This window comes from Paenibacillus sp. N22P23, from assembly GCF_059383735.1.
This window is the reverse complement of the sequence record NZ_JBXENT010000001.1, coordinates 1,516,965-1,543,487: the sequence shown is the minus strand read 5'-3', so window position 1 is coordinate 1,543,487 and position 26,523 is coordinate 1,516,965. Positions and strand designations below refer to the sequence as shown.

Genomic DNA, 26,523 nt, shown 5'->3' with positions numbered 1-26,523 from the left:
AAGAGAGGAGCGAAACAATGGCCATTGAAATCAACAAAGAAGTGAGCAGAGGTAAAGTAGAGCAGCGTATGGTCTATGAGTCAGGAAATGAGATGGCGGCTTATGCCGCACATCAAATTAACTATCACGTCATGGGCTATTTCCCAATTTCACCTTCAACGGAGGTTGCCCAGTTTCTCGATCTGATGAAAGCGAACGGGCAGCATGATATTAAATTGATTCCTGCTGACGGCGAGCACGGTTCCGCAGGAATTTGCTATGGCGCGTCCGCTGCCGGGGGCCGCGTATTTAATGCTACTAGCTCCAATGGTTACTTATACATGCTGGAGCAAATGCCGGTCCAATCCGGTACGCGCTTCCCAATGGTTATGAATCTCGTATGCCGTTCGGTCTCCGGGCCGCTCGATATTCATGGCGACCACTCCGATCTCTACTTCGCACTGAATACCGGTTGGCCGATCCTGATGTGCCGCGACCCCCAAGCGGTGTATGACATGAACATTATTGCGCTTAAGCTTGCTGAAGATCCGCAGGTGCGTCTGCCTGTTCTTGTCGCTTCGGACGGCTATTTCACTTCGCATCAGAAACGCCGCGTCCAAACCTTTGCTCACCGCGCTGATGTACATGCTTTCGTAGGCGAACACTCGCCGGAAGGATTCAAGCATGTGCTCGACCGCAACAATCCGATTACTGTCGGCCCTTACATGAACGAGCCGGATTATATTAACAACTGCTACCAGCAGTCGATGGCGATGTACAACGCGGGAGAAGTATTCGACCGTATCCGCGCGGAGTATGCCGAACTGACAGGCCGTGACTATCCGATTCTCGATCAGTATCGGATGGACGACGCTGAGGTAGCGGTGTTCCTGATGAATTCCGCCTCGGAAATTATCAAGGATGTCGTGGATCAGCTTCGCGCCAAAGGCATCAAAGCAGGTTCTGTTGCGCCGAATATCATTCGTCCGTTCCCAGCGAAAGAAATCGCTGAAGCGCTCCGTGGTGTCAAAGCAGTAACGATCGGCGATCGCGCTGATTCCTATGGCGGACATGGCGGCAACATGACGAATGAAATTAAAGCAGCGCTGTTCACGCAAGGCGTTCGGGATACGCTCGTCATTAGTCGGATCTATGGTCTGGGCGGCAAAGATTTCTACGCGGAAGACGGGCATCATTTCTTTGAGCTTGCGATCGAAGCGGCGCAATCGGGCAAAGTTGACGTTCCGTTTGACTACTGGGGACATACGCCGGGCGATCCTGAGAAAGCGCCAAAGCGTGTGCTCGAACCGCTCAAGTATGAAGAGCTGAAGACCGGTTTGATTACGGTAGATCGCGATGAGACAACCGGCAAGCTGAAGGTTAAAGTGCCTCCTGTACGCCAACTGACGAAGAAACCGAAGAGACTTGCGCCAGGTCATGGAGCTTGTCCGGGCTGCGGCATTTTCTCCGGCTTGGAGCTGTTCTTCAAAGGAATCGAAGGCGATATTGTCGCCCTCTACCAAACCGGCTGTGCGATGGTTGTAACGACCGGATTCCCGTACTCTTCGCATAAAGCGACGTATATTCATAACCTGTTCCAGAATGGTGCTGCAACGCTGTCCGGTGTGGTGGAGATGTTCTGGGAACGCAAACGCCGCGGTGAGCTTGAACAGTATGGCTTGAAGGATGATTTCACTTTCGTCATGATTACAGGCGATGGCGGAATGGACATCGGTATGGGACCTGCAATCGGAAGTGCATTGCGTAACCATAAGATGATCATTCTTGAGTACGATAACGAGGGTTATATGAATACCGGCGCGCAAATGTCGTATTCAACACCGCTCGGTCATCGTACTTCAACATCCAACGTAGGCAAGCATCAAGGCGGTAAGTTGTTCCATCATAAGGATACCGCGCAAATTATGGCGGCGACCAATATTTCGTATGTATTTACAGGTTCGGAATCACTGCCGCAGGATTTGCTCCGCAAAGCGGCTAAAGCGCAATATTATGCGCAGAATGTCGGACTCGTGTATGGGAAAATTCTCATTTCTTGTCCGCTGAACTGGCTCTCGGAAGAGAAAATCGGTCAAACCTTGATCGATGAAGCCGTTAATACCTGTTTCTTCCCCATGTATGAGGTTGAAGAAGGCGTCACGACGATTACGTATAACCCGGAAGAAAAGGGCAAACGAATTCCACTCGGCGACTGGCTTAAGAATATGGGCAAAACCAAACATATGACGCGCCCGGAATATGCCGAAGCGCTCAAGTCATTCGAGGATGAAGTGGAACGCCGCTGGCTTCGTTTGAAAGCGAAACACGAGAGTGAATACTTGTAGAACCTGTGAGGGCGCGGCGGCGAATAAGCGGCCGCGCCTTTTATTTTGAATCCTACTCGTAGAAGGAGGGCTGCAGCACAATGCCGATCGTTTTGCGTCATCGCATGACCGGAGAAATCGCTTGTGGAATGATGAGAAATGTGTATGATTTTGCATATTATGGCGCTCTCTGGTGGGAGGATAATGAAACAGCGGAACAACTGGCTGAGCAGGCACTTGTCGAGAGGGATTTCGTCGAGCCTTACTCGGACTGGGACCTTATTGACGTGAGGGAAGAACGGCTCAAGCTGTTTAATGTGAAGCTGAACAATGATCCGAAGAGAAAGATTCTGCTCGAGCAAGATGGAGCCATCAGGCTGTTGAAGGTATAGCGTTAATGTAGGAGGGTAAGAGGCGAATGAATGTGACGGATCATTCCTATTTTCAAACGATCAAGGAGCTGGGCTCTGATGCGGAAATAGAAGCGTTCGGCCTGGAGCTCAGAACGGGAGGATTTACCGCGATTAGACGGTTTCTGGATGACTTCAGGCAATATTTGCGATCATTTACGGATGAAGAAGGCGAGTTTGCTATAGAACTGCTGCGACGCGGGCAGCTTGCGGTTCCCGAGCCTGGCCGAACAAGCCCGTCATGGGTTTACATTTGGCGTGAGTTCGCAGGCATCATCAAGACCAAGCGTCATGTATTCGAATCCATACCGGAAGATGAGCGAAGCGGAGAATGGCAGGTGCTGCTCGATAATCCGTTCAGCAATCAGAACATTACCGTTTATCCGGCACTAACCTTTATTGAAGCCGTCTACATGTTTGCGTATTTCCGAACGGAACTGCTGAATAATGAATATATCCGGCTGCAGAAAATCGCGACGGTGATGACCTTCAAAGGCGTCGACGAGGATGGGGTACAGCCGATAGTAAGTCTATAACTTCACAAAAAAGGCTTTGAATCCACCGAGCGCAGCTGCGCAGGTGCAGGATTCAAAGCCTTTATTTGTTGTCTTCATGCTCGGCAAAGCGAACCCGTGCGCAGAAGATGTGCGGCAATCTTAAGGCCGTGAAACCGCCCGGATTCGATAAAAATCTCATTGGCTTCCCGTCGTGAAGCGACAACACCTGCCAAATAAATGCCGGGTACATTGCTCTCCATCGTTTCGTCGTTGAAGGTCGGATATCCTTCTTCCTCGATCGTAACGCCGAAGGAGGCAAGGAAAGCGCGATCCGGATGGAAACCGGTCAAGGCAAGCACGAAGTCATTCGGCAGCTCATCAAGTCCGCCTTCGCTTTCGATCGTAACGCTTCGCGGACTGATCGCAATGACGCGGGAAGCGAAACGCATCTGGATGCGGCCTTTCGTGACAAGGCTTTCGAAGATTGGCCGTACCCATGGCTTAATACTCGAAGAATATTGCTCACCTCGATAAACGACAGTGACCTTCGCGCCAACTCGCTCAAGCTCCAAAGCCGCATCAATGGCCGAATTGCTGCCGCCGATAATGACGACCTGCATGCCGGTATACGGATGCGCTTCTCGGAAGAAATGCGTCACTTTATCGGATTTCTCTCCCGGAATACCAAGCTCGTTCGGATGATCGAAGTAGCCCGTTGCGATAATGACGGCTTTGGCGTGGTATTGGCTTATCTCGCCATGACGATTGGAGCTTTCTAGGACAAAGCCGCCATCTTGCTGCGGCTGAATCGCCGTGACAGTCTCATAGGCATTTATCCGCACCTCACGCCTCAGAGCAACGCTGCGATAGTAGTTGAGCGCTTCAACCCGAGACGGCTTCTCGTTGGCCGTCGTGAACGGGATGCCGGCGATCTCGAGCAGCTCCGGGGAGCTGAAGAAGTGCATATAGGTCGGATATTGCGATATCGAATGAACGACATTGCGCTTCTCGATCATGAGCGGGTCGATGCCTATTGCCTGCAATTCAATAGCAGCGGCTAGTCCGCATGGACCGGCACCGACGATGATTACTTGTTCGTTATGCATAAGTTCGGGATCAACTCCAATACACATTTAACATCAGGGCGGGGACCAGTCTTATTTTAGCACAGCTTCCCAGCTCTTGCTTCCTGTAAAACAAGCATTTAACTCTGTGTACGGGAAAGGTTATGTTGTATAATAAGCTATCACTTGCAAATAGGGGGAGATAGAATGCGACGGCGATTTGTAATTGAAGCCGTAATGGTAGCAACTTATGGTCATCTGCTCGTGCCAAGCCGGCCTGTCGATTTTGTCTTGCCATATTCGACAATTATGGAACTTTACGATATGAAAGCAGGAACGGATCCTGTTATGGATGATCCCGAAGACGATGCCCATGTGAAAGGGAAAATCGGAGAGCTTATTGCGTTCTTCGAGGACCCGTTTAACAAGAAGAAGATCGAGCGCGCGCTTCAAATGCCTTGGCGTGAGAGCTCGCCTCTGCTGCTGGACGATATGATCCAATTTACAATTGTGCATGCGGTAGATAACGCGCATTACGGCGAATATTTTGACCCGATCGAGACGGAGCTGCTTTTAACTTCGATGAAGCTTAGCGTGCCGCTGCTGTCGGATCAATTCGAGTTTCAAGATAAGCTTCTGGAGGCTGAAGTGCCCGTCCAGGTGTATGATATCGAGGATTTTGAATTCGCGGTTGAACAAGGAATCACGGCGGCGGATTTCGAGTCTACCACCGATTTGTAGCGTTCCGTTCAAGGGAGCATGACCGCAATTAGGCTGAATTAGACCGTATAAAGGCGAAAATAAATTTCACAAGAGCCTCTTGCGCACTGCCGGAAGTGGTGTTAAGATTTGGATGTTCCAATTTACGGAAAACGATGAAAGGAGGGCGATGGATATGTTTAACTTTTCAATTGATGTGCGCAATGAAGCGTTTAATCATGTCCATCGGCCCGACTTCTTTCACAGACCGCAGCCTTAAGCAGCTGCTGTAGACCAGTCTGTGTATAAGGAGATCTTGAGCCATGGGCTCGAGGTCTCCTTTTTTGTTGCCGTCATGGAACTTGCGCAAGCTTGTTTAAAGGGGGAATACAACAATGAAAGATTTAATTCGATTATTGCGTTATTTGCGTCCGAGCACGCGATGGGTCGTCATTTCACTTGGGATGATGGTGCTCGGGACGATAATTGATTTGATCGCGCCATGGATGCTGAAGCTGGTATTTGACGAGGGGATCGCCAAAAGCGACGTAAAGATGATCCTAGCGATGACTTTAGGTCTGGCAGGCATTCAAGTCGTCAAAAGTATCGCGATGTTCGTTCAAGGCCGGGCGCAGGAGCTTGTCGGGCAAAATGTCGTCTTCACGCTAAGGGCGCAGCTCTATAATCATCTGCAGAAATTGTCCTTCAGCTATTACGATAAAGCGCAGACCGGACAACTGATGTCTCGGATGACGGGCGATATCGAGTCTGTGAAGAACTTCATCGGTTTCGGTGCGATGGCGATGTTCACAGGGGTGATGACCTTTGTCGGGACGATCGTTTTCATGGCGCTCATCCAGTGGCAGGTTACGCTGCTCTGTATGGCGAGCGTTCCGCTACTGCTGCTTGCGCTGTATCAGTTTAACAAGAAGGTTGGACCGGCGTGGGGCCGGATCAGAGAGCAAATGGGCAAGTTGACGACAACCTTGCAAGAGAATATCTCGGGTATTCGCGTCGTGAAAGCATTTGCCCGCGAGAATGTCGAGCAATCCAAGTTCGAAGAACGCAACGACCAGAACTTCGAAACGAATATGGAACGGGCGAAGCTGGAGGCCAAATCGTTCCCGCTGATGAACTTCTACGGCGGTCTCGTTTTTCTGACGATGGTGTGGGTCGGGGCATATTTTGTGGCGAAAGGTCAAATGTCGCTTGGTACGTTTATGGCATTTCAGTGGTACACATGGGGGATTATCTGGCCGCTCAACATGCTCGGCTGGCAGATCAACATTATGCAGCAGGCGATCAAAGCGGCACCTCGCGTGTTTGAAGTGCTGGATACTCCGGTAGATATCAGCTCGGAGACAGGTGCAAACGAGGCTACGGACCGCATTGAAGGGAATGTCAGCTTTGAAGGCGTCTCGTTCCACTTTGCCGATCAAGATCCGGAGCAGGATGCCGGCATTCTGGAAGATATCTCGCTTGGCGTAAAGCAGGGTGAAGTAATTGCCGTTCTTGGCGCAACAGGCTCCGGCAAGAGCAGCTTAATTGCCCTGATGTCGCGCTTCTATGATGTAAGCCGAGGCCGACTGATGATTGACGGCATCGATGTTCGTGACTACGAGCTCGAAGGGCTCCGTCGCAAAATCGGCATCGTGCCGCAGGAGACGTTCCTGTTCTCGGCAACGATTCGGGAGAACATCGCATACGGGGTACCGGAAGCGACGCAGGAGCAGATTGAATGGGCGTCGAGCAAAGCGCAAATTCATAGCTTTATCGATACATTGCCGCATGGCTATGACACGATCATCGGCGAGCGCGGCGTTGGGTTGTCCGGCGGGCAGCGGCAGCGTGTTGCGCTTGCACGCGCTATTCTGATGGATCCGCCGATTCTCGTGCTCGATGAAGCAACGGCAAGCGTTGATACGGCTACGGAATCTGCCATTCACGAGGAGCTGCTTGAGGTGATGAAGGGACGCACAACGTTCATTATCGCGCAGCGACTCTCCTCGGTGAAACGCGCGGATCGCATTATCGTGCTTGACGGAGGCAAGATTGTGCAGCAGGGCACGCATAAAGAACTGTTCGAGCAAGACGGATTCTTCCGCAATCTGTTCCAAATGCAAGAGGCTGCTGCAGCCAGATAATCAGGAATTAATGACATGAAAAATTATCATTAACGTCATAAAGGAGGGAAACCTCAGTGAGTCAAGTCGAATGGGATTCCGACGAAGATTTAGAAGAGAAGCCGTTTAACCGCGAGTACATGAAGCGATTGTTCCGCTATGTGCTCCCTTATCGCAAAGTCCTTACCATCGTCCTCATTATTGTCCTATTCAACATGGGTCTTAGTCTGGCGGAGCCGCTGCTGCTAAGGTACATCATTGACGAAGGGATCTTGAAGCAAGACTTCTTCGTGATTAATATGATTGGTCTAACCCTGCTTGGCATCAGAGCAGGAGGGTGGCTGTTTGGCTATCTGCACACCAGATTCATCAACTTTACGGGACAACGGATTTTGTTTGATCTGCGTCAGCAGTTGTTCAATCATTTGCAATCCTTATCTTTTCGTTTCTTCGATGGCAGGCCTGCCGGAAAAATCATGTCCCGCATCACGAATGATACGAATGCGATTGGAGAGCTCATCAACGGTGGTTTAATTACGCTCGTTATGGAGTTTACACATCTAATCGGGATCGTCGTCATTCTACTTTGGATGGATTGGAAGCTGGCATTGCTTTCATTCATCACGCTGCCGCTGCTTTACTTGGTTTTTGGCCAAATGCAATCCAAAATCGAAGGCTCCTGGTCGCGTTCGCGTAAAACGATGTCCGCGATCAACGGCAATTTAAACGAGACGCTGCAAGGCATTCGAGTCATTCAAGCATTCTCTAGGCAATCCGAGAACAACAAGCGGTTTGAGAAGCTGAATACGCGCAACAAGAATGCGTTCATGCGGGCTGTGACGATGGAATCGATCGTTTTCCCGTCAGTCGAGATGATCGGGATGATCGGAACCTGCATCGTGCTGTGGTTCGGCGCGCAAGCCGTAATGGATAAAGAATTAACGCTGGGCTTCATTATGGCGTTCATCAATTATCTGTGGCGTTTCTGGGGGCCGCTCAGCGCACTGTCCAAAGTATACAGCCAAGTTCTGTCCGCGATGGCTTCGGCTGAGCGAATCTTCGAGATACTGGACTCTGAGCCGGAAGTGAAAGATCGCGCGAATGCGAAGCCGATGAAGAAGATCCAAGGCGAAGTCATCTTCGAGAATGTATCGTTCCGCTATGAAACGGATAAGCAGGATGTGCTGAAGGATATCAACCTTCAAATCAAACCGGGTCAGCGAGTTGCGCTTGTCGGCCCAACCGGGGCTGGGAAGAGTACGATCGTCAATCTGCTCATGCGCTTCTATGATACGACCGGAGGCCGGATACTTATCGACGGCCAGGAAGTAAAAGATGTCACACTGGAGTCGCTGCGGCGTCAGATGGGCATCGTGCTGCAGGATTCTTTCATCTTCTCGGGAACGATCGAAGAGAATCTGCGCTACGGCAACGAGGATGCATCCGATGAGGCGCTGCGCCGTGCGGCCGAGAATGTGCGCATCGACAAGTTTGTCTCGCAATATGCAGACGGTTATCAGACGCAAGTGGAAGAACGCGGCTCGAAGCTCTCCGTCGGTCAGCGTCAGCTGCTTGCCTTCGGGCGGGTGCTGCTCTCGGATCCGCGCATTCTCATTCTGGATGAGGCTACCTCCAGTGTAGATACTGAGACGGAGCAGCACATCCAAGCCGCGCTTCACACGATGCTCGAAGGCCGAACGGCGTTTATTATTGCGCACAGGCTATCCACGATCCGCGACGCTGATATCATTCTAGTCGTCAAGGATGGACGCATTTCCGAGCAAGGTTCACATGATGATCTAATGAAGCAAAATGGTCTTTACAAGAAGCTATATATGACGCAATTCGAGATGCAGCAATCGCTTGCGATGCAAACGGGTGCTTAAGATCCGGTCGAACAGCAGCTCCTAAATTCCAGGAGCTGCTGTTTCTTTCGTGCTAGATTGGCGCTTAATCGCGAGAATAGACAAATGTTCACGTTTCGTACCGTACCTGCATGGGTAAACTATATAAATGAATTGACATTCACCCGCAAATTTAATAAGCTTACAAGGAATTTTCAAATCTACAAAACAGGAGATTGATTATGAAATTCAATATGAAAATTAAAGATTTTGCAGCTGCAGACATTAATGTAGCAGATGGACTATATCATTTTGTCGTTACGATGTCCGATAACACCCAATGCCGACTGATCTTCACGAAGAAGCCGGATTGGAAATTGATTGGCGTTAACCGTCTTCTTACGGTTCCTTGCCCAATCTGCAGAAGAGATTACTATTGCAACTGCATGACCAAGTATGTAGAAGCGTTTGAGCGTGAAGTGCTCGACAAAGAGCTTATTTCTTCCGTTCTGTAATTTTCCAAGCAGTCTTTCATGACTGCCCCTTGCATCGCGAGTATAGCTCTGCTATACTAACGAGCAATAAGCACACAGGCCGATGATGAGCATCCAACTCGGAGGCGTTGCGTACAGAGTTTGACGGCAATTCTGTTGCCGTTCCAGGCTCTCCAAGCATTCCGGTACCGCACCGTTATCGGCGGATCTGAGAGAGTCGATCATGCGATTGGCTAATTTGGGTGGCACCGCGAGCGCGTTCTTCGTCCCATTGTTTATGGGACAAAAGGAACGCGTATTTTTGTTTGTCTCCATCGACAATTCAAAGGGAGTGCTAACCATGTTAAACATGACGAAGATCAGACAGCAAGCTAGTGAGTATCAACAAGCCGCAGATTGGAAAAAGATTTCGATTTCGATTGAAGAGCTCATCGCGGTCGATGACCGCAGGCGGGAGCTGCTTCAACGAACAGAAACACTTCGTGCGGAGAGAAATAAACGCTCGAAGGCCATTGAGCAATTGATGCACGAAGGTCGCAAGGAAGAAGCGGCACCGATGAAACTAGAAACGTCGGAGCTGCTTCAGCAGCTTAAACAAACAGAGGCGCAATATCGGCAGACGATGTTCCGTTACGAAGATCTCATGCTGCGTGTCCCTAATCTGACCTCGGCGGATACACCGCTCGGAGCTGGCGATGAGGATAACGTTGAAATTCGCAGAGTGGGAGACGTTCCCGAATTTTCGTACACTCCGCAAAGCCATGTGGAAATCGGGCAACGACTCGGCATGGTGGATTTTGCTCGCGGGGTCAAGATCGGCGGTACGCGGCAATATGTGCTGGCTAATTACGGGCTTCAGCTGCACAGGGCTGTCCAACAGCTGGCACTTGATATGTTGATGGATAAAGGCTATGACCTGATGGATGTGCCTGTCATGGTGAAAGAAGAAACGCTTGTATCGTCGGGGTATTTTCCGGCCAATCGGGATCAAACCTTCGGCATTCAAGGGGAAGATAAGTGGTTGATCGGGACGTCGGAGGTGCCGCTAATTTCGTATTACGGCGGGGAGCTCGTAGATCTCAAGACCCCGAAGCTGCTTGGGGCTGTCAGCCCATGTTATCGCAGCGAGGTCGGTTCGGCGGGGCGTGACGTACAAGGTCTCTATAGGGTTCATCAGTTTTCGAAAGTGGAGCAGGTTGTCTTGTGTGTTGCGGATCTTACGCTAGCGCTAGCGCTGCTGGAACAAATGACTGCGACGAGTGAAGAACTGCTGCAGCTTCTGGAGCTGCCGTATCGAGTTGTTGCGGTATGTACCGGGGATATGTCGCAGAAGAATTATAAGCAGTACGACATCGAGACATGGATGCCTAGCCGCGGCAGCTACGGGGAAACGCACTCGGCCTCGCTTCTGCTTGATTTTCAGGCCAGACGCTCGAATATTCGCTATATGGATGAGAACGGCAAACCGCAATATGCCTACACGCTTAATAACACGATGGTAGCCACGCCGCGAATTCTCATTCCGCTGCTGGAGAACCATCAACGAGAGGATGGTTCGATCTATATTCCGCCGGTACTTCGTCCCTATATGAGAGGCCTCTCGGAGCTTCGTTAACAGTCGATCAATCGGGTCTAGCCTGTCTAGTAGAATGCGGGTATACTTGAGAGGATGTACTTCCATTCGCTGGAAAACGAGAGGAGCAGGCAGGATGAGTTTAAGTAAAATCAGTCAAACGGCAGATCGAATTCGTTCCAACGTCAGTAAAGTCATCGTAGGGAAAGAAGATATCGTAGACAAATTAATTATCGCCATTCTCACATCCGGCCATGTGCTGCTGGAGGATGTACCGGGGACAGGGAAGACGCTGCTCGCTAAAGCACTTGCCAAGTCGATTGACGGTGTGTTCAAAAGGATTCAGTTTACGCCGGATTTGCTCCCGTCTGACCTGACGGGCATTCACTTCTACAATCAGAAAATCACTGAATTTGAATTTCGGCCGGGTCCGCTCTTCGCGAATATCGTGCTGGCAGATGAGATTAACCGAGCGACTCCGCGCACGCAGTCCAGCTTGCTGGAGTGCATGGAAGAGCGTCAAGTGAGCATTGATGGCACGACCCATACGCTTGGCCGTCCGTTTCTCGTCATCGCGACGCAGAATCCGATCGAGCAGCAGGGCACGTTCCCGCTGCCGGAGGCGCAGCTTGACCGCTTCCTGTTCAAGATCAAGATGGGCTATCCGACTACTGAGGAAGGCATCTCCATCATGAAGCGTTTCATGGCGGATAGTCCGCTGGAGCAGCTGGAACCGGTTATCGGAGCTGAAGAAATCGAAGCTGCCAAACAGCTGTTTACGAGCGTTCAAGTGAGCGAGGAGCTGCTCAGCTATATGCTTGCGATCGTGGAAGCGACGCGAGTGCATTCGGATGCGGCGCTTGGCGCAAGTCCGCGCAGCAGTCAGGCGCTGCTGCGTGCCTGCCAGGCGCATGCGGCCATTAAGGGCAGAGGCTATGTTCTGCCTGATGACGTGAAGGCGATGGCATTGCCGGTGCTGGCTCACCGTATCGCGCTCAGAAGCGTACAGCGGATGCGTCCTGAAGCAGCGGAGCAGGTCATCAGCAGCATTCTGGGATCCGTCTCGGTACCTGCGGATTCACCGCTAGTCGGCCGGGCTTAAAGAAGTCGGCCTTGGAGGGAGATGAAGCATGGGCATTCATTGGTATATTCTAAGCGCGCTCTTTGTCATCGTGGTGCAGCGGTATGTTTTCCGCTACTTCGGGATGAGAGGAGTGACGTACTCGCGCACGTTCAATGTGGCGACCTGCTTTGAGGGCGACCGCATTGAGATGGTGGAGCGGTTAGTGAATCGTAAATTTGTGCCTGTGCCGTGGCTTCGTGTTGAATCCCTGCTGCACACCGGATTGAAATTCGAAAGCGATACCAATTTCGCAGTAAGCCACGGGCAATTTTATCAGAATCATCGCAGCTTGTTCAGCCTTATGGGCAATAAACAATTAAAGCGACGCCATACGGTTCTGGCAGCTTCGAGGGGCTGCTACCGGCTGACAAGCGCTTCGCTGACGTTTGGCGATCTGTTTGGGATGTTCAGCTCATGGCGGTCGGTACCTCTGCAAGTGGAGCTGCTTGTGTACCCGCAGCCTGCTGATCGATCGTTGATCCAGCTTCCATCTCGGAGCTGGCAGGGAGATATCGCGGTGCGCAGATGGATTGTGGAAGATCCTTTCTACATCAGCGGGGTTCGGGAGTATCGGCCGGGCGATTCGTTCAAGATGATCAACTGGAACGCAACCGCGCGCACAGGCGCGATGCAGGTCCACCGTCGTGACTACACGGCGGATTATCGGCTAATCGTCCTGCTCAATGTCGAGGATCATGCCGGGATGTGGGAAGCGGTAAACAATCCGGCTCTCATAGAAGAAGGCATCCGTTATGCGGCTGCGATTCTGCAATATGCGACCGAGCAAGGCGTGGAAACGGCCTTTGCGAGCAATGGCCATGAGCTTGACCATCCGGAAACGGTCATGAACGTAGAACGAGGAAGTGGGAGCGAGCACTTAACGCATCTTTATGGTCAGCTTGCGAAGCTTGTGATCGTTCGGACACTGCCTTTCGATGCAATGGTGGAGCAGCTCAGCTCCAAATGGGAGGAGCGCTGTGATGTCGTCATTATCTCAGCTTTCATGAGTGACCCCATTGAGCGGGAAATGGCGAAGCTGCGCAACGATGGCCATTCTGTTGATTGGCTGCCGATTGCGGGAGTGGAGGTTGCTGCCGGATGAGTACAAAGAACGCAAACGGAAACGTGCTTCAGGCGACTTTCTCGTTACTTGTTTCGGGTTTGATCGAATTGTTGTTGTTCATGCCGATCTATCTTGCTGTCTATGTATGGAAACCGCAATTTGACGTTTCTTTGCCCGCGATGTTGCTTCTGTTATTGGCCGGCTATATGGTCGGTTGCGGCTTAAACTTACTTGTGAAGTTTGCGCATTCGTTCGGTAGAGGCGTTCTTGCTGTTATCATAGCGGCTGCAAGCTGCTACCTATTGGTTGGTTTAACGGTGGATGCGATAGTTCCGTTTCTATATTTAACGGCAGCGCTGTTCCGGGGTTCGGGTTACGCGGTGACACCTGCATTGCTGCGTCACCTGCCGCGAACGTATGTGATGGGGACGGCATTTTATTTTGCCGGGTCGGTCGTGTATCAATTTAAGGATGGCTTCGACAAGTATCATACCTTTTACTTGATTGCAGGATTGCTTACGCTTGGCTTGACGCTCTATCAGACGAATCGCAGTACAGTCAGCCGAGAGACGTTGTCCGGGGACGCTAAACCGACCGTAGACTATACCGTGCGCAGACATAATCGGCTCTTCGTCGGTATAGCCGCAGCAATTTCGGTTCTCATTGTGCTCAGCTATCAGCTGCAGGCTATGTTCGGGGCTGCAGGGCGCGGGATCAAGGATCTGCTTGGAGGTTTGTTAAGCGGTGGCGGGGAAGAATCCGCTCCGCCGGCATCCGGGGAGGCGGCTTCACAAATGCCTGAAATGCCGCCAATCGATGGTGCGTCGCAGGGGCTGCCACTCTGGGTAGAGATCATCCTGTACTCAATCGCGGCTATCATGCTTGGATTCGTGCTCTGGCTCGCGCTGCGCAAGCTGAGGGGACTGCCGGAGTGGTTGAAACAGCTTCGCAGTAAACTCGCGCAGCTGTTCCGCAGGGACGCAGCTCGGACGACAAGCGGATATGTCGATGAAGTCGAACGGATTCGCAGCACCGGCAACCGGTTCACTTCATGGCGCAATCGTTCTAAAGAGCATAAGCTCAAGTGGAAGGATCTTGCGGATAATGAAGCGCGGGTCCGGTACTTGTATCGTCGCTGGGTAGGCAATTTCGTGAAGAAGGGCTATTCGTTTAAGCCGCATTTGACGCCTAATGAAATCGGAGCGGATGTACAAGCTCTGAGTAAGGAAAATGGCGCTGCTGTAACGAATCCGCTCCTAACTGCTTATCAACAGGTGCGCTACGGTAAACAACCGATCTCGAATGATTTGGTGGAGGAACTTGTCAGTCGTGACGGAGGAGTGAAGCGTTGATTGGTACGAAATGACATAATCATCCCTATGAAGGGGCATTCTAAAGCGGAATTAGGATACCGCACAGGAGGCTCATTATGGAGATGCAAGGTCAATCGAACATGAACAGTCAACAGCTTAGCTATGAGCAGTTCCAAGAGCAAATTAAGCAAAGACAGCAGCAGGAGCAGCTTCAAGCACAGCAGGCGCTGCGTAATGCGGGTCTGGACCCTAAATCACAGCAGGTTCAGCAGGTCGTGCAAGAACTTTACAACATTGAACGCGAGCTGAATCTTGCCGAGAATCAGCTGCAAATGCAGATGGATGCGCAGAAGCGTCAAATTCAGCTCATTCAGCAGAAAATCCAGCAAGCAATGGCTCAAATAAAGAGTTCGACTGGCGGATCAGCAAAGCCGGCTGCCGCCATTCAAGCAAACCCTTATATGCAGTAACAATCGATGAAGCCCAATAAAACCTTCTTCCTGCAACGTCTTGGACGTGCAGCAAGAAGGTTTTTTGCGCATACAATATGTAAATTAACATTACATTAAACTCTTGAATATTTTGATAGAGCACCGTAATATGTTATATAACATGACACAAATGACGCGTTAGTGTTTCCTTTCGTGATACCTACATGTAAGGTATAGGAGGTGGCGGCATTGGATATGACTCCGATATTGGCCGAACTGGCGGATCAACGAAATGAAGAATCGGCTGTTCTGGCTACGATTGTTCGCGTGAATGGTCATTCCTACCGCAAGGAAGGGGCAGCTATGCTGTTTCTCGCTGACGGTAGAAGAATCGGAAGTTTAAGTCCCGGCTGCTTGGAAGAGGATTTGCAAGCGAGAGTGGAAGGCGTGCTGGGGAGAGGGCTCCCTGTACTGGTGAGCTACAATCTCAGGTCAGATGAAGATGCCATTTGGGGAGACGCAGTTGGCTGCGGCGGTGAGCTCGCCATTCTGATGGAGGCTGCACGAGGCGGACTGATGCGATTGCTCCTAGAAGCGGCTCGGCGACTGGAGATCGGGCAAACGATTGCACTTCATAGACGGTGGGATGGCGTGCGAATCGAATATACGCTCGTTGATGAGGATGTCGTATGTATTGACAGCCATATTGCGACAGCTCCGTTTGAGATGGAAGCCTGGCAGCGTGGGGGGAGTCTCGACTGTGTTTGGTCGCCTCAGCAAAGGCTTATTCTATTCGGAGATGGCCAGGATGCTGCGGCAATTGCGAAGGTGGCCGGTGATATCGGTTTTCGCGTCGTCGTTGCTGATTGGCGTGAACGTGAGTACACAGGTAAGAGTTTGAGCGGCCGTACCTCGGACGATAGAGCTGATGTTGCGTTTGTCTTCGGTACTCCTCAAGAGCTTGTTCATAAGCTTCAACTCTGCACCGAGGACTATCTCATTGTGTGCAGCCATCAGTTGAGGCAAGATCGCGAAATGCTTCGTCTGGCGATACCGCTAGAGCTGCGATATATTGGACTGCTAGGTTCGAGATCGCGGGCGGCGTTGTTGTTCGAAGGGCTGGATCGAAGCGAGAATGTATATGCGCCAATGGGGCTGACGATCAGTGCGGAAGGTCCGCAGGAAATTGCGATTAGCGCAGCGGCGCAGTTGATTGCAGTGCGTGCAGCGCTGCTTGCGGGGCAAAGAAGTAAAGAGGGGGCGAAACTAACATGAAAATGGGCAGTATCTATCTCGCTGCGGGTTCGAGCAAACGGATGGGTGAAGCGAAATTATCGCTTGAATTAGCCCCCGGTATCACCTTAGGCAGCAGAGGTTTGCGCGAGCTGCGCAGTTGTGGATTTCACCCGCTGACCGTAGTTGTGCGGCCTGACGACCCGCTCTTATGGCTGTATGACCGGAAAGAACGTCTTGGTGTGCTGCCTAAATACCGGATTACGCCTTGTAAAGAAGCACATGGAGGGATGTCGCATTCCATTCGAAGCGGCATTCAAGCGTTGCTGCCGGAGGATCCGGATGCCGTGTTGATTGCCCTTGCGGATCAGCCTTTCGTATCTGCAACACTGCTAAAGCGTCTTGTATCGGTGTTTCAAGAAGATCCAACCGTAGATTATGTTGCAAGCGGTTATGGGGACATTGCGGGTCCGCCAGTGATTTTTAATAAATCAATGTTTCCGCTGCTGTGTGAGCTTGAAGGTGACGCAGGGGCTAGGCGGCTGCTGAAATCACCGGATTATCGGGGGAAAGTAGTTCGTTATGCAGCGGAGTGGGCGTTTATTGATATCGATACGAAAGAACAGCTGGAGAAGGCGAGGTTGATATGGTCGCAGATGCAATTAAACGCCAAGTGAAGTACGAGTCATGTTAATGTAATATAAGTTGACGTATTCATGACGTGGACTTATAGTGGAATTACGTCCCAGGCAGAACCTGGGATGAATATAGATAAGGTTTGGGGAGGAACGGTATGAAACTTCGTAACCGGGCAATGACGTTTGGTTTGACTGCCATTCTTGCTTTTGTCATGGTGCTGACTGGCTGCAGCAGCAACAACAACGAAGATAAGACATCAACCTCTACTAACACGGCAAAGGCTGACGATTCTGAATCAAGCTCGGCGACAAGCACGGACACGACAACCACGGAAACGAAAGCTCCTCGTGTCGCGTTTGTTTACATCGGACCGCCCGGTGATGGCGGCTGGACGTATCAGCATGATCAAGGACGTAAGTATATGGAAGAACAGACGGGCATTAAAGCTGACACGGTAGAGAACGTGCCGGAGAGTGCGGATGCGGAGCGAATCATAACAGAGCTGGCGCAGAACCACGATATTATTTTCACAACAAGTTTCGGTTATATGGATTACACCTTGAACGTGGCGAAGAAATTCCCGAAGGTCATCTTCGAACATACGGCTGGTTACAAAACAGCTGACAACATGGGTACTTATTTCGGTAAAAATTTTGAAGCCAGTTACTTAGCCGGTATTGCGGCAGGTAAGGTAACGAAGAAGAATCATCTCGGTTATGTAGGTGCTTTTCCGATTCCGGAAGTTATTTATAATATCAACGCATTTGCACTGGGAGCTCTAAGCGTAAATCCGGACATTAAGGTCGATGTTGTGTGGTCCAACACTTGGTTTGATCCGAATACGGAGCGCCAAGCGGCCATCAGTCTGCTGGATAAAGGCGCAGATGTGCTCATGGCCTATCAAGACTCCCCTGCAACGGTACAAGCGGCGGCTGAGCGCGGCGCATTCGCGGGAGGAAACGATTCGGATATGAGCAAATATGCACCGGATGCTTATTTAACGAACCCGGTTTGGAATTGGGGACCTTATTATACCAGTATCGTGAAAGCCGTGCAGGACGGTACGTGGAAGAATGAGCAATTTATGGGCTCGATGGCGGATGGGATGGTCGATCTCGCGCCGCTTGGTGCGAAGATTCCGGATGACGTGAAGAAGCAAGTGGAGGATGCGAAAGCGAAGGTATTGGACGGCTCTCTGCAGGTGTTTACCGGTCCGATTACGGATGCAAGCGGCACAGAGAAGGTGAAAGCCGGAGAAACGATGAGTTTGGATACGATTCTGAAAATGGATTGGTTCGTCAAAGGGGTCGTCGGCACGATTCCGAAGTAATCCGATCGTCAGGAGGCGGCTCGTCATGCAGGGAAGCTGCTCTGTTGAAATGCGAAGCATTGTGAAGCGCTTCGGAAGTGTGATCGCCAATGACGAGGTGGACTTTCAAGCAAGAGCAGGTGAGATCCATGCGCTGCTTGGTGAGAACGGAGCAGGCAAAAGCACCTTGATGTGTATGCTCTCAGGCGTGTACCAGCCGACTGGCGGCGCCATCTATCTGCGCGGCGAGCAGGTGAGAATTCGTTCGCCGAAGGATGCGATGAAGCAGGGCATAGGAATGGTTTTTCAGAATTTCAGACTTGTTCCTACGTTGACTGCTGCGGAGAATATTGTACTCGGCGAGCAATCCTCTATCTGGCGAGGAGCCGGGTGGATGAAGAAGAAGCAGGAAGAAATCGAAGCGATTGCGAGCAGATTCGGTCTTGCCATCCATGTTAATCGTCCGATCTGGCAGCTCTCCGTTGGTGAGCAGCAGCGTGTTGAAATTATGAAAACCTTATACCGCGGGGCGGATATCATCGTTCTGGATGAGCCGACCTCCGTGCTTACGCCGGGTGAGGCGGATCTCCTCTTTCAGACGCTCGAAGCGATGAAGAAGGAAGGTAAGACCGTCATTATGACGACGCATAAGCTGAATGAAGTGATGCAAGCTGCAGATCGGATCTCTGTCATGCGTAAAGGCAAGATGGTCGTAACGATGGAAACAAATGATACGAATGAACGAGATTTAGCGAAGCTAATGGTTGGGAAAGCCATCATCGAAATGAAGCAACCTTCAGCAAAGCCGCGCGGGGAGCTGCTGCTCTCCGCGCAAGAGCTTGAAGTGATGGCCGATCATGGCCGCAATGCTTGCAAGGGGTTGTCCCTTCAAGTGCACGAAGGCGAAATCGTCGGCATCGCCGGTGTGGCAGGCAATGGACAGAAGGAGCTGGCCGAAGTGCTGACGGGGCTCCGCTCTCCAAGCCAAGGTACGATCCGTTTTGCAGACCGAGATATGCGTGCAGCTTCGGTTCGAGACTTCGTTGAGGCCGGTATTGCGCATATTCCGGAGAACAGAATGCGCAGCGGATTGGCCGGAAGCTTGGGGTCCGCGGATAATTTGTTAATGAAATCATACCGACTACGAGAACGGACTAGATTTGGATTTCTTCGGATGAAGCGCAATCTGGTTTGGTCGCAGCAGCTTATCGAGCAATTCGATGTGAGAACGCCTGCTGTCGACACGCCTGTTAGTCAGCTCTCCGGCGGTAATCAGCAGAAGCTGCTGTTCGCACGCGAAATTCATCAGTCTCCGAAGCTGATGATTGCGGTTCATCCGACGCAAGGTTTGGATGTAGGGGCTGCAAACAGCGTTCATCAGCTGCTGTTTCGGCTTCGCAATTCAGGAGGAAGCGTGCTGCTGATCTCAGAGGATCTCGATGAGGTGCTTCGCCTGTCAGACCGTATTCTTGTCATTAGCCGAGGTGCAATTGTTGGGGAAATGAAGCGGGAGGATGCTACGCGCGAGCAAATCGGTCTCTACATGGCAGGTGTCTTAGATGAGAGCGGTGAAGGGGAGGAAGTGATATGAGCGATAATCCCGTTGCCGGTCATCCGCTGCCGCAGCATGCAGAGTCGAAGCGCAGACTGCCTCTTCGGCTTGTATTGGAACCGGCAGACTCCGTTAGAAACCCCTGGTGGGTCGTCATTGTTTCGATCGTTCTGGCTTTAATCGTATGCGGCATTTTCATTGCGATGAATGGGATGAATCCGCTCGTCGTATATAAGAAGATGGTGACCGGTGCGTTCGGTACCTCGTACGGCCTTTCGGAAACACTAGTTAAAGCGATTCCGCTCCTTTTATGCGGGATCGGCGTTTCCATAGCCTACCGGATTTCGTTCTGGAATATAGGTGCAGAAGGTCAATTTGCCGCAGGCGCGATCGCAGCGACTGCGGTCACCGTTTATTTTCCGACATTGCCGTTCTACTTCTCGATCCCGCTTATGGCCATATTCGGTATCGTGGCAGGTGGATTATGGGGGTTGCTCACGGCCTTGCCTCGTACTTATTTTCGTGTCAACGAACTAATAACATCATTAATGTTGAATTATGTCGCGTTGCTGGCGCTGGATTACGTTGTCTTCGGTCCATGGCGTGATCCGGAAGGCTTCAACTTCCCTGGTACACCGATTTTCACTGCTGCACAATCCTTGCCCGTTCTTGGCAGTACACGATTGCATGCCGGCCTTATTATCGGAATCGTCGCAGCTGCATTGTATGCCATTACGATTCGGTATACGAAATGGGGATATGAGCTTCGATTGATTGGTGCGAACCCAGAGGCAGCAAGGCATGCGGGTATTCCACTCAACAAGCATATCCTGCTGGTCATGCTGATTAGCGGGGGCTTAGCCGGCATTGCCGGGATGAGTGAGGTATCAGGCGTTACTCATCGATTGATGTATGGGATATCGCCAGGCTACGGATATACGGCAATTATCGTGGCATGGCTCGCTAAGCTGAGCCCGCTCGGCTTGGTTGTATCTTCCGTCATGTTCGGAGGGCTGATTGTCGGCGGCTACAGCGTTCAAACGATTGGACTGCCTTCATCCATTTCAAATATGCTGCAGGGCGCAATCTTATTTTTCCTCATTGCAGGGGGCTTCATGGGCCGCTTGCGACTGCGCCGAAACGTGTGACGGAGGAGTGTCGTGAATATGGAAACCATGATCCAGCTGATACAGGTCGCCATTTCCTCCGGGACACCGCTGTTGATCGCTGCGCTTGGAGGTATTCTCATCGAACGTTCCGGCATCATTCAGCTTGGGGCGGAAGGATTAATGCTGCTCGGGGCTGTGATGGCAGGGCTGACCTATTTGCATACCGAAAATCTCACACTAACTTTGCTCGCGGTCATCGGAATAAGTGCGATTCTCGGTTTGCTGCATGCGGCTTTCACCGTTTCACTGCGGACGAATCAAATTGTAACCGGACTTGCGCTGACGTTATTCGGTTCAGGTCTAAGCGCTTATCTGGGTAAAGGAATTAGCGGCATTCCAATTGCGCATGCCGTTCCGACGATTCGATTGACTTGGCTTGCGCAAGTTCCGGTTGTCGGTGATATTTTTGCCCGATTGGACTTGTTGACTTGGCTCAGTTTTCTGCTTGTCATCGCGATGCATGTGTTTATTTATCGCACCTCTTGGGGTTTGCATCTGCGTGCAATGGGAGACAGTCCTGCGACAGCGGATGTGATGGGTATCCATGTGAATGCATTCCGATATGGTTGTGTCATCGCGGGCTCGATGCTGATCGGTATAGCAGGGGCCGATCTGCTGCTCGTATATACGCCAACTTGGACGGAGGGGATGACCGCGGGACGAGGCTGGATTGCCGTTGCCCTCATTATATTTGCCAGATGGAACCCCATTCGTGCGTTATTCTGCGCGTATTTCTTCGGTTTGCTCAGTACGATCGGCTTTAGGCTGCAGCTCATTGGCGTTGAGATCCCCTCTTATTTTCTGAAAATGATTCCGTATCTTGTCACCATCCTCGTGCTTATGGCTTTAGGGTGGCGTAACCGCAACAAACCGTCCGGTGCGCCTGAAGCTCTTGGTATTCCTTATTATCGGGAACAGCGATTCTGATCCGATTGTTCGTTTGGGTAAGGAGGTGATCAAATGAGCAATACCGACAATGAGAGTTTATATGACACTCCTGCGGTCTGGCATCCGCAAGACGCGGCGGAAGCTTGGCGATTGAAGCAGAGCTTCGGCGATGAAGCGACATTTATCTCCGGCGGCACCTGGCTCTCCGCGCAATGGGAGAATGGTGCGGCCAAACCGCGGCATCTCATCGATCTGAGCTGCATCTCCGGCATGAAAGGGATCTCAGTCAGCTCGAAGGAAACGACAATCGGCGCATTAACCACCTTAACGACGCTTCGGCGAGACCCGTTTCTAGGCGAGCATTACAAGATCATCGCAGATGCTGTAACACACATCGCCGCACCTTCGATCCGCAACGCCGCGACAATCGGGGGCAATATAGCATGCAAGATCGGTGACATCCTCCCAGCCCTGATCGCAAGTGAGGCAGAACTGATCTGGCATGATGGGCTCGGCGTACAGCGTGAACCGCTTGTGGAGTGGCTTCAGAGCTTAGGCGAAGCGGCGAAACCGCAGGGACGAATACTGACCCAGCTGAAGCTTCAGCTGCCGGAAGCAAATCCTCATGTTCGTAGATTGGCAGTCTATCAGAAGATTGGCAGACGTGAGGCGTTTACCCCCTCTGTCGTGACAGCAGCCTATTCCTGCGACATTGATAGAGCAAGCGGGGAAATCACCCGAATCGTGATCGCCGTAGGTGGGGGACAGATGGTTCCGCATCGGTTATACGGCGCAGAGAAACTGTTGCAAAATACAGTTTTGAGCTCTGAACGGATGGAGAAGCTGTATGAACAAATTGAGCTGGAGGCGCAGACCAAGGGAGATCCATTCGTTTCAACTGCTTATCGGAAACGAACGGCTGCGGGGCTCATCTCAGCATTATTGTGGCAGCAATGGCAGAACGTGACTTCCGCCGAATAGTTCGACACGACGCTAACTACATGGGAGGGTGATGAACATGCTGCTTAACCGAAGCTTGAGCAAGGAGAGGTGGCGAGTCAGGCCTGACGGTCCTGATAAGGTGACAGGCAAGCTTGCTTATCTCACGGATCGCACCGCACCAGATATGCTGATTGGGCGCGTGCTTCGCAGTCCCTACCCACATGCGCGCATTGTTGCCATACGTACAGACAAAGCGAAGCAGCTGCCAGGCGTTCATGCGGTGCTGACTCATGCGGATGTCCCCGGTTTGAATGGATACGGCATAGCAGTTCAGGATCAACCCGTACTGTGCTGGGATCGAGTCCGCTATGTCGGCGATGCGGTTGCTGCGGTAGCCGCCGAAACGGCTCAGCTGGCAGAGCAGGCTTTGGCACTGATTGAAGTCGACTATGAAGAGCTTCCGATTATGGACAGTCCTGCGAAGGCGATGGCGGCAGATGCGGTGAAGCTGCACGCTAAGGGGAATATTTTGCATCAAACCGATTTTGCTCACGGAAACATCGGGAAAGGCTTCGAGAGCTGCGTCCACATCGTGGAGGAGACCTACGTCTCGCCTAGACAAATGCATACGTATATGGAAACCGAAGGAGGCTTGTTCGTTCCGGAAGCGAACGGACGGCTGACGGTTCACTCCCCGACCCAGCATGGATTTATGGATCGACTGCAGCTCTCGCGTATTACGGCGATGCCGGAGACAGCCATTCGCATCTTGTCCAGTCCGATCGGCGGCTCCTTCGGCGGCAAGGATGAGCTTAACGTTCAGCCATATGGCGCTTTACTTGCCCTCAAGACGAATCGGCCCGTCAAGATTCACAACTCCAGGCAGGAGTCAGTCAGAGCCGGGCTTAAACGTCATCCCATGACGATTACGATGAAAACGGGCATTGATGAGCATGGCTGCATTCTGGCGCATCAAGTATCAATAACAGCGGATACCGGGCCTTACGCGACGCTTGGGGCGGAAGTGCTTCATTTTGCCACAGAGCATGTGATCGGGCCTTACCGATATGAAAATCTAGATGTACAAAGCGTCTCGGTCTACACCAATAACGGGATGTCCGGCGAGTTTCGCGGCTTTGGCGGCAATCAAGCGATATTTGCGCTGGAGGGGCAGATGGATCGTCTGGCAGAGGCGTGCGGGATGGAGCCTTGGGCGTTCCGGCTGCACAATATGCGTAAACCGGATGATCCGGGACCGTTCGGCCATCCGATAGCACCGACGGACGGCGCGAGACAGGTATGGGATGCGATTGTGAACGCACCGCTGTGGCAGGAAAAGCAGCAGAACAAGAGTCCTGCGACATTGGAACCCTGGCTGCAGACCGGCATAGGTGCAGCGTTCATCATGCATGGAGCCGGCCTTGGAGCTGGCATACCCGACCCTGCAGGCGGCAGGTTGGTGCTGGCCCGTGATGGACTAATAGAAGCGCAGTTCGGCTATGAGGAATGCGGGCAAGGGCTGTTAGCGTCACTGGAGCTGATGCTGATTGAGCAGTTCGGCTTTGCGCCGTCAGATCTTCGTCTCATTATCGGCGACACCGATGCGGTACCGGACAGCGGGTCGACGACCGCTTCCAGAGCGACAACGATGATGTGGAAGTCGCTGCAGCAGCTGAGGCTCCCATTTATTAGCGAGCTGCTTGGCTCAGCAGCTGAACTGTTGGCGCTGCCGGAGGATCAGCTGCGAGTTGGCGCCAGCGGCATTTGGAGCACAGGTGGAGAGGGCAGTGATAAAGTAGTGCTGAGTTACAAAGCACTGGCTGATGGTGCAGGAAGGGAAATCCGTGCCGAGACGAAGTTCGCGTTCCCTACCACGTCGTTCCCTCGGACAGGAGCCCATTATTTATATACGTTTGCTGCGGTGGCCGCGAAGGTGGAAGTGAATTCGCTGACAGGCCGCGTTCGCGTTCTTGAACAGTACCATGCTGTAGCAGCCGGGCCGGTCGTTAATCCGCAAGGGTATTTGGGACAAATCGAAGGCGGCAGCATCATGGCGCTCGGCTACACGCTGACTGAGGAAGCGCTCATGCAGGATGGTCGTTATATGACGGCTAACCTCGACAGCTATTTAATTCCCACAATCAAGGATGCTAACGGCGTCGTTCATGTCGAGGCCATAGAGGAGCTGCCCGAAGGCGATGTTTACGGTCCGCGCGGAGTGGGAGAAATCGGTTCGGTTGGCGTCGCGCCTGCCATTCTGGCAGCTGTGTATGACGCAACCGGAAGGCGGCTGAATAAGCTCCCTATCGATCCGCTCGAGCTGCTGGAACGGCCTACTTTCACGGTGAAGGCGGTGAAGGACCTATGAAAAATGAGTCCGAGCTTCAGCTGTGGTCTCCTGCTCCGCTTAGCTGTACCGTAAATGGCGATGAAGTACGCTTGCTCGTTCCTGAGAGTAAACGATTGTTAGCTATCCTGCGAGAGGATCTGGAGCTCTCCGGTACCAAAATATCTTGCGAAATCGGCCGCTGCGGCGCCTGCATGGTGATGGTAGACGGCAGAGCGGTTAATGCTTGCTTGACGATGGCGTATCAATGCAGCGGGAAGGCCATTACCACCATTGAAGGCATTGCCGGCGAAGGGCTGCATCCGGTCCAGCAAGCCTTCCTTGACGAAGGCGGCTATCAATGCGGATATTGCACGCCCGGCATGATCGTTTCGGTAACAGCGCTGCTGCAGGAGCGGCCCAGCCCGACACTTGAAGAGGTTGAAGAGGCACTGTCCGGCAACTTATGCCGGTGTACGGGCTATGGAGGAATCATACGTGCGGTACACAGGGTGATTGAACAAGGGAGGGATCAGCCATGAACGAGAAGGAGCGGCATTTGTATTATTTGCGCAAAAGCATTGAAGTGTCCAAGCAGGCATTAGCTTCAGGCAATACGCCATTTGGTGCGATCTTGGTCGATCCGTCCGGCGCCATCGTTCTGGAGCAGGGCAATGTGGAAGTGACTACAGGCAGCTGCGCCGGTCATGCGGAGACGACCCTAATGGTGAATGCCTCCCGAACATTTTCCAAGCAGCAGCTCTGGCAGTACACGCTCTACACGACCGTTGAGCCTTGTGCCATGTGTGCAGGTGCGATTTATTGGGGGAATGTGGGCACTGTCGTGTATGGCATGTCGGAGAAAAGACTCCTAGAGCTGACAGGTGACGATGAACGGAATTTAACGCTTAATTTACCATGCAGAGACGTCTTTGCCTGCGGTCGGAAGCCGATCGGCGTGATTGGGCCATTCCCGGAAATCGATGCGGAGACAGCAGCCGTACACGCGGGGTACTGGACATGAGCATAAGTTTATGGCAGTTGAATACGCTCAGTAAAGAGATGTTTGCCTTGCAAATCGGAGGCGTGTTTGAACACTCGCCTTGGGTAGCGGAGAAGGCTTGGGAAGCAAGGCCGTTCCATTCCGTGAATGAGCTGCATGAAGCAATGCTGGCCGCAGTGCGACAAGCACCGGAAGACAAAGTCACTGAGCTGCTTCGCGCACACCCGGATCTGGCTTCCCGAATGACGATGACGTCCTATTCAACCGCAGAGCAGCAAGGGGTAGGGCTGCACGAGCTACCCCCGGACGAATTTAAGCGATTCGCACAGCTCAATGCAGCTTACACGTCGAAATTCGGTTTCCCCTTTATTATGGCGGTACGCGGCAGAACACGAGCGGATTTACTGGCGGCCATGCAAGAACGACTGCAGCATACTGCCGTGCAGGAGCGCAAACAAGCACTGCTCGAAATTCAGCGAATCACACAGCTGCGTCTGATCGATTTCATTGAAGAATAAGGCTTAA

The 26,523-nt window shown here is 52.0% G+C and carries 24 protein-coding genes; 23 read left to right on the top strand and 1 reads right to left on the bottom strand.

All coding sequences use genetic code 11. The features are described 5' to 3' along the window. Positions 1-17: 17 nt before the first annotated feature. From AC506A_RS07345 to AC506A_RS07335, 3 genes are all read left to right on the top strand, one after another. Positions 18-2,324, top strand: coding sequence for a thiamine pyrophosphate-dependent enzyme (locus AC506A_RS07345; RefSeq protein ID WP_495460307.1), 2,307 nt, complete (start codon positions 18-20; stop codon positions 2,322-2,324). 80 nt (positions 2,325-2,404) lie between these two features. Next, positions 2,405-2,695: a hypothetical protein gene (locus AC506A_RS07340; RefSeq protein WP_495460306.1), complete on the top strand. Its 291-nt coding sequence runs from the start codon at positions 2,405-2,407 to the stop codon at positions 2,693-2,695. A 26-nt stretch (positions 2,696-2,721) separates the two neighbouring features. Beyond that, positions 2,722-3,249 (top strand): hypothetical protein, encoded by a 528-nt coding sequence (locus tag AC506A_RS07335; RefSeq protein ID WP_495460305.1) that lies wholly within the window; start codon positions 2,722-2,724, stop codon positions 3,247-3,249. Between the two features lie 74 nt (positions 3,250-3,323). Here the strand turns inward: AC506A_RS07335 and AC506A_RS07330 are convergent, their stop codons facing one another. Then, on the bottom strand, positions 3,324-4,316 hold the full coding sequence (locus AC506A_RS07330) for a YpdA family putative bacillithiol disulfide reductase (RefSeq protein WP_495460304.1): 993 nt from the start codon (positions 4,314-4,316) through the stop codon (positions 3,324-3,326). Between the two features lie 165 nt (positions 4,317-4,481). On the opposite strand from AC506A_RS07330, the gene AC506A_RS07325 reads away from it, so the two are divergent. The 20 genes from AC506A_RS07325 (at position 4,482) to uraD (ending at position 26,516) form a co-directional block, all read left to right on the top strand. Then, positions 4,482-5,015, top strand: a complete 534-nt coding sequence (locus AC506A_RS07325) for an ADP-heptose synthase (RefSeq protein WP_495460303.1) — start codon at positions 4,482-4,484, stop codon at positions 5,013-5,015. 353 nt (positions 5,016-5,368) lie between these two features. Then, a complete protein-coding gene (locus tag AC506A_RS07320) occupies positions 5,369-7,117 on the top strand; it encodes an ABC transporter ATP-binding protein (RefSeq protein WP_495460302.1) in 1,749 nt (582 codons plus the stop codon). A gap of 56 nt (positions 7,118-7,173) precedes the next feature. Further along, positions 7,174-8,982 carry an ABC transporter ATP-binding protein gene (locus AC506A_RS07315; RefSeq protein WP_495460301.1) on the top strand — a complete coding sequence of 603 codons (1,809 nt, stop codon included), beginning with the start codon at positions 7,174-7,176 and terminating at the stop codon, positions 8,980-8,982. Between the two features lie 200 nt (positions 8,983-9,182). After that, entirely contained in the window at positions 9,183-9,455 is a 273-nt protein-coding gene (locus AC506A_RS07310; protein WP_210658353.1) for a hypothetical protein, read from the top strand. 319 nt (positions 9,456-9,774) lie between these two features. Further along, a complete protein-coding gene (gene serS, locus AC506A_RS07305) occupies positions 9,775-11,049 on the top strand; it encodes a serine--tRNA ligase (protein ID WP_495460300.1) in 1,275 nt (424 codons plus the stop codon). 94 nt (positions 11,050-11,143) lie between these two features. Next, positions 11,144-12,109: an AAA family ATPase gene (locus AC506A_RS07300; protein ID WP_495460299.1), complete on the top strand. Its 966-nt coding sequence runs from the start codon at positions 11,144-11,146 to the stop codon at positions 12,107-12,109. A gap of 28 nt (positions 12,110-12,137) precedes the next feature. Continuing rightward, entirely contained in the window at positions 12,138-13,232 is a 1,095-nt protein-coding gene (locus tag AC506A_RS07295; protein ID WP_495460298.1) for a DUF58 domain-containing protein, read from the top strand. Further along, a complete protein-coding gene (locus AC506A_RS07290) occupies positions 13,229-14,545 on the top strand; it encodes a DUF4129 domain-containing protein (RefSeq protein WP_495460297.1) in 1,317 nt (438 codons plus the stop codon). Before AC506A_RS07295 ends, AC506A_RS07290 begins: the two co-directional genes overlap by 4 nt. A gap of 77 nt (positions 14,546-14,622) precedes the next feature. Next, entirely contained in the window at positions 14,623-14,976 is a 354-nt protein-coding gene (locus tag AC506A_RS07285; RefSeq protein WP_495460296.1) for a hypothetical protein, read from the top strand. Positions 14,977-15,192: 216 nt separating this feature from the next. After that, positions 15,193-16,212 (top strand): XdhC family protein, encoded by a 1,020-nt coding sequence (locus AC506A_RS07280; protein ID WP_495460990.1) that lies wholly within the window; start codon positions 15,193-15,195, stop codon positions 16,210-16,212. Further along, positions 16,209-16,847: a nucleotidyltransferase family protein gene (locus AC506A_RS07275; protein ID WP_495460295.1), complete on the top strand. Its 639-nt coding sequence runs from the start codon at positions 16,209-16,211 to the stop codon at positions 16,845-16,847. Before AC506A_RS07280 ends, AC506A_RS07275 begins: the two co-directional genes overlap by 4 nt. 116 nt (positions 16,848-16,963) lie before the next feature. Beyond that, on the top strand, positions 16,964-18,139 hold the full coding sequence (locus tag AC506A_RS07270) for a BMP family ABC transporter substrate-binding protein (RefSeq protein ID WP_495460294.1): 1,176 nt from the start codon (positions 16,964-16,966) through the stop codon (positions 18,137-18,139). A 25-nt stretch (positions 18,140-18,164) separates the two neighbouring features. Then, positions 18,165-19,709, top strand: a complete 1,545-nt coding sequence (locus AC506A_RS07265) for an ABC transporter ATP-binding protein (protein WP_495460293.1) — start codon at positions 18,165-18,167, stop codon at positions 19,707-19,709. Further along, positions 19,706-20,818: an ABC transporter permease gene (locus tag AC506A_RS07260; protein WP_495460292.1), complete on the top strand. Its 1,113-nt coding sequence runs from the start codon at positions 19,706-19,708 to the stop codon at positions 20,816-20,818. Before AC506A_RS07265 ends, AC506A_RS07260 begins: the two co-directional genes overlap by 4 nt. 18 nt (positions 20,819-20,836) lie before the next feature. Next, on the top strand, positions 20,837-21,766 hold the full coding sequence (locus AC506A_RS07255) for an ABC transporter permease (protein WP_495460291.1): 930 nt from the start codon (positions 20,837-20,839) through the stop codon (positions 21,764-21,766). Between the two features lie 33 nt (positions 21,767-21,799). Beyond that, positions 21,800-22,708 carry an FAD binding domain-containing protein gene (locus tag AC506A_RS07250; protein ID WP_495460290.1) on the top strand — a complete coding sequence of 303 codons (909 nt, stop codon included), beginning with the start codon at positions 21,800-21,802 and terminating at the stop codon, positions 22,706-22,708. Between the two features lie 37 nt (positions 22,709-22,745). Then, positions 22,746-25,037, top strand: coding sequence for a xanthine dehydrogenase subunit D (gene pucD / locus AC506A_RS07245; protein WP_495460289.1), 2,292 nt, complete (start codon positions 22,746-22,748; stop codon positions 25,035-25,037). Continuing rightward, on the top strand, positions 25,034-25,537 hold the full coding sequence (locus AC506A_RS07240) for a (2Fe-2S)-binding protein (protein ID WP_495460288.1): 504 nt from the start codon (positions 25,034-25,036) through the stop codon (positions 25,535-25,537). The genes pucD and AC506A_RS07240 overlap by 4 nt, the downstream gene beginning before the upstream one ends. Next, positions 25,534-26,019 carry a nucleoside deaminase gene (locus AC506A_RS07235; protein WP_495460287.1) on the top strand — a complete coding sequence of 162 codons (486 nt, stop codon included), beginning with the start codon at positions 25,534-25,536 and terminating at the stop codon, positions 26,017-26,019. Before AC506A_RS07240 ends, AC506A_RS07235 begins: the two co-directional genes overlap by 4 nt. Further along, the gene (uraD, locus tag AC506A_RS07230) at positions 26,016-26,516 is read left to right on the top strand and encodes a 2-oxo-4-hydroxy-4-carboxy-5-ureidoimidazoline decarboxylase (RefSeq protein ID WP_495460286.1); all 501 of its coding nucleotides are present in this window, start codon (positions 26,016-26,018) and stop codon (positions 26,514-26,516) included. Before AC506A_RS07235 ends, uraD begins: the two co-directional genes overlap by 4 nt. Positions 26,517-26,523: the final 7 nt, after the last annotated feature.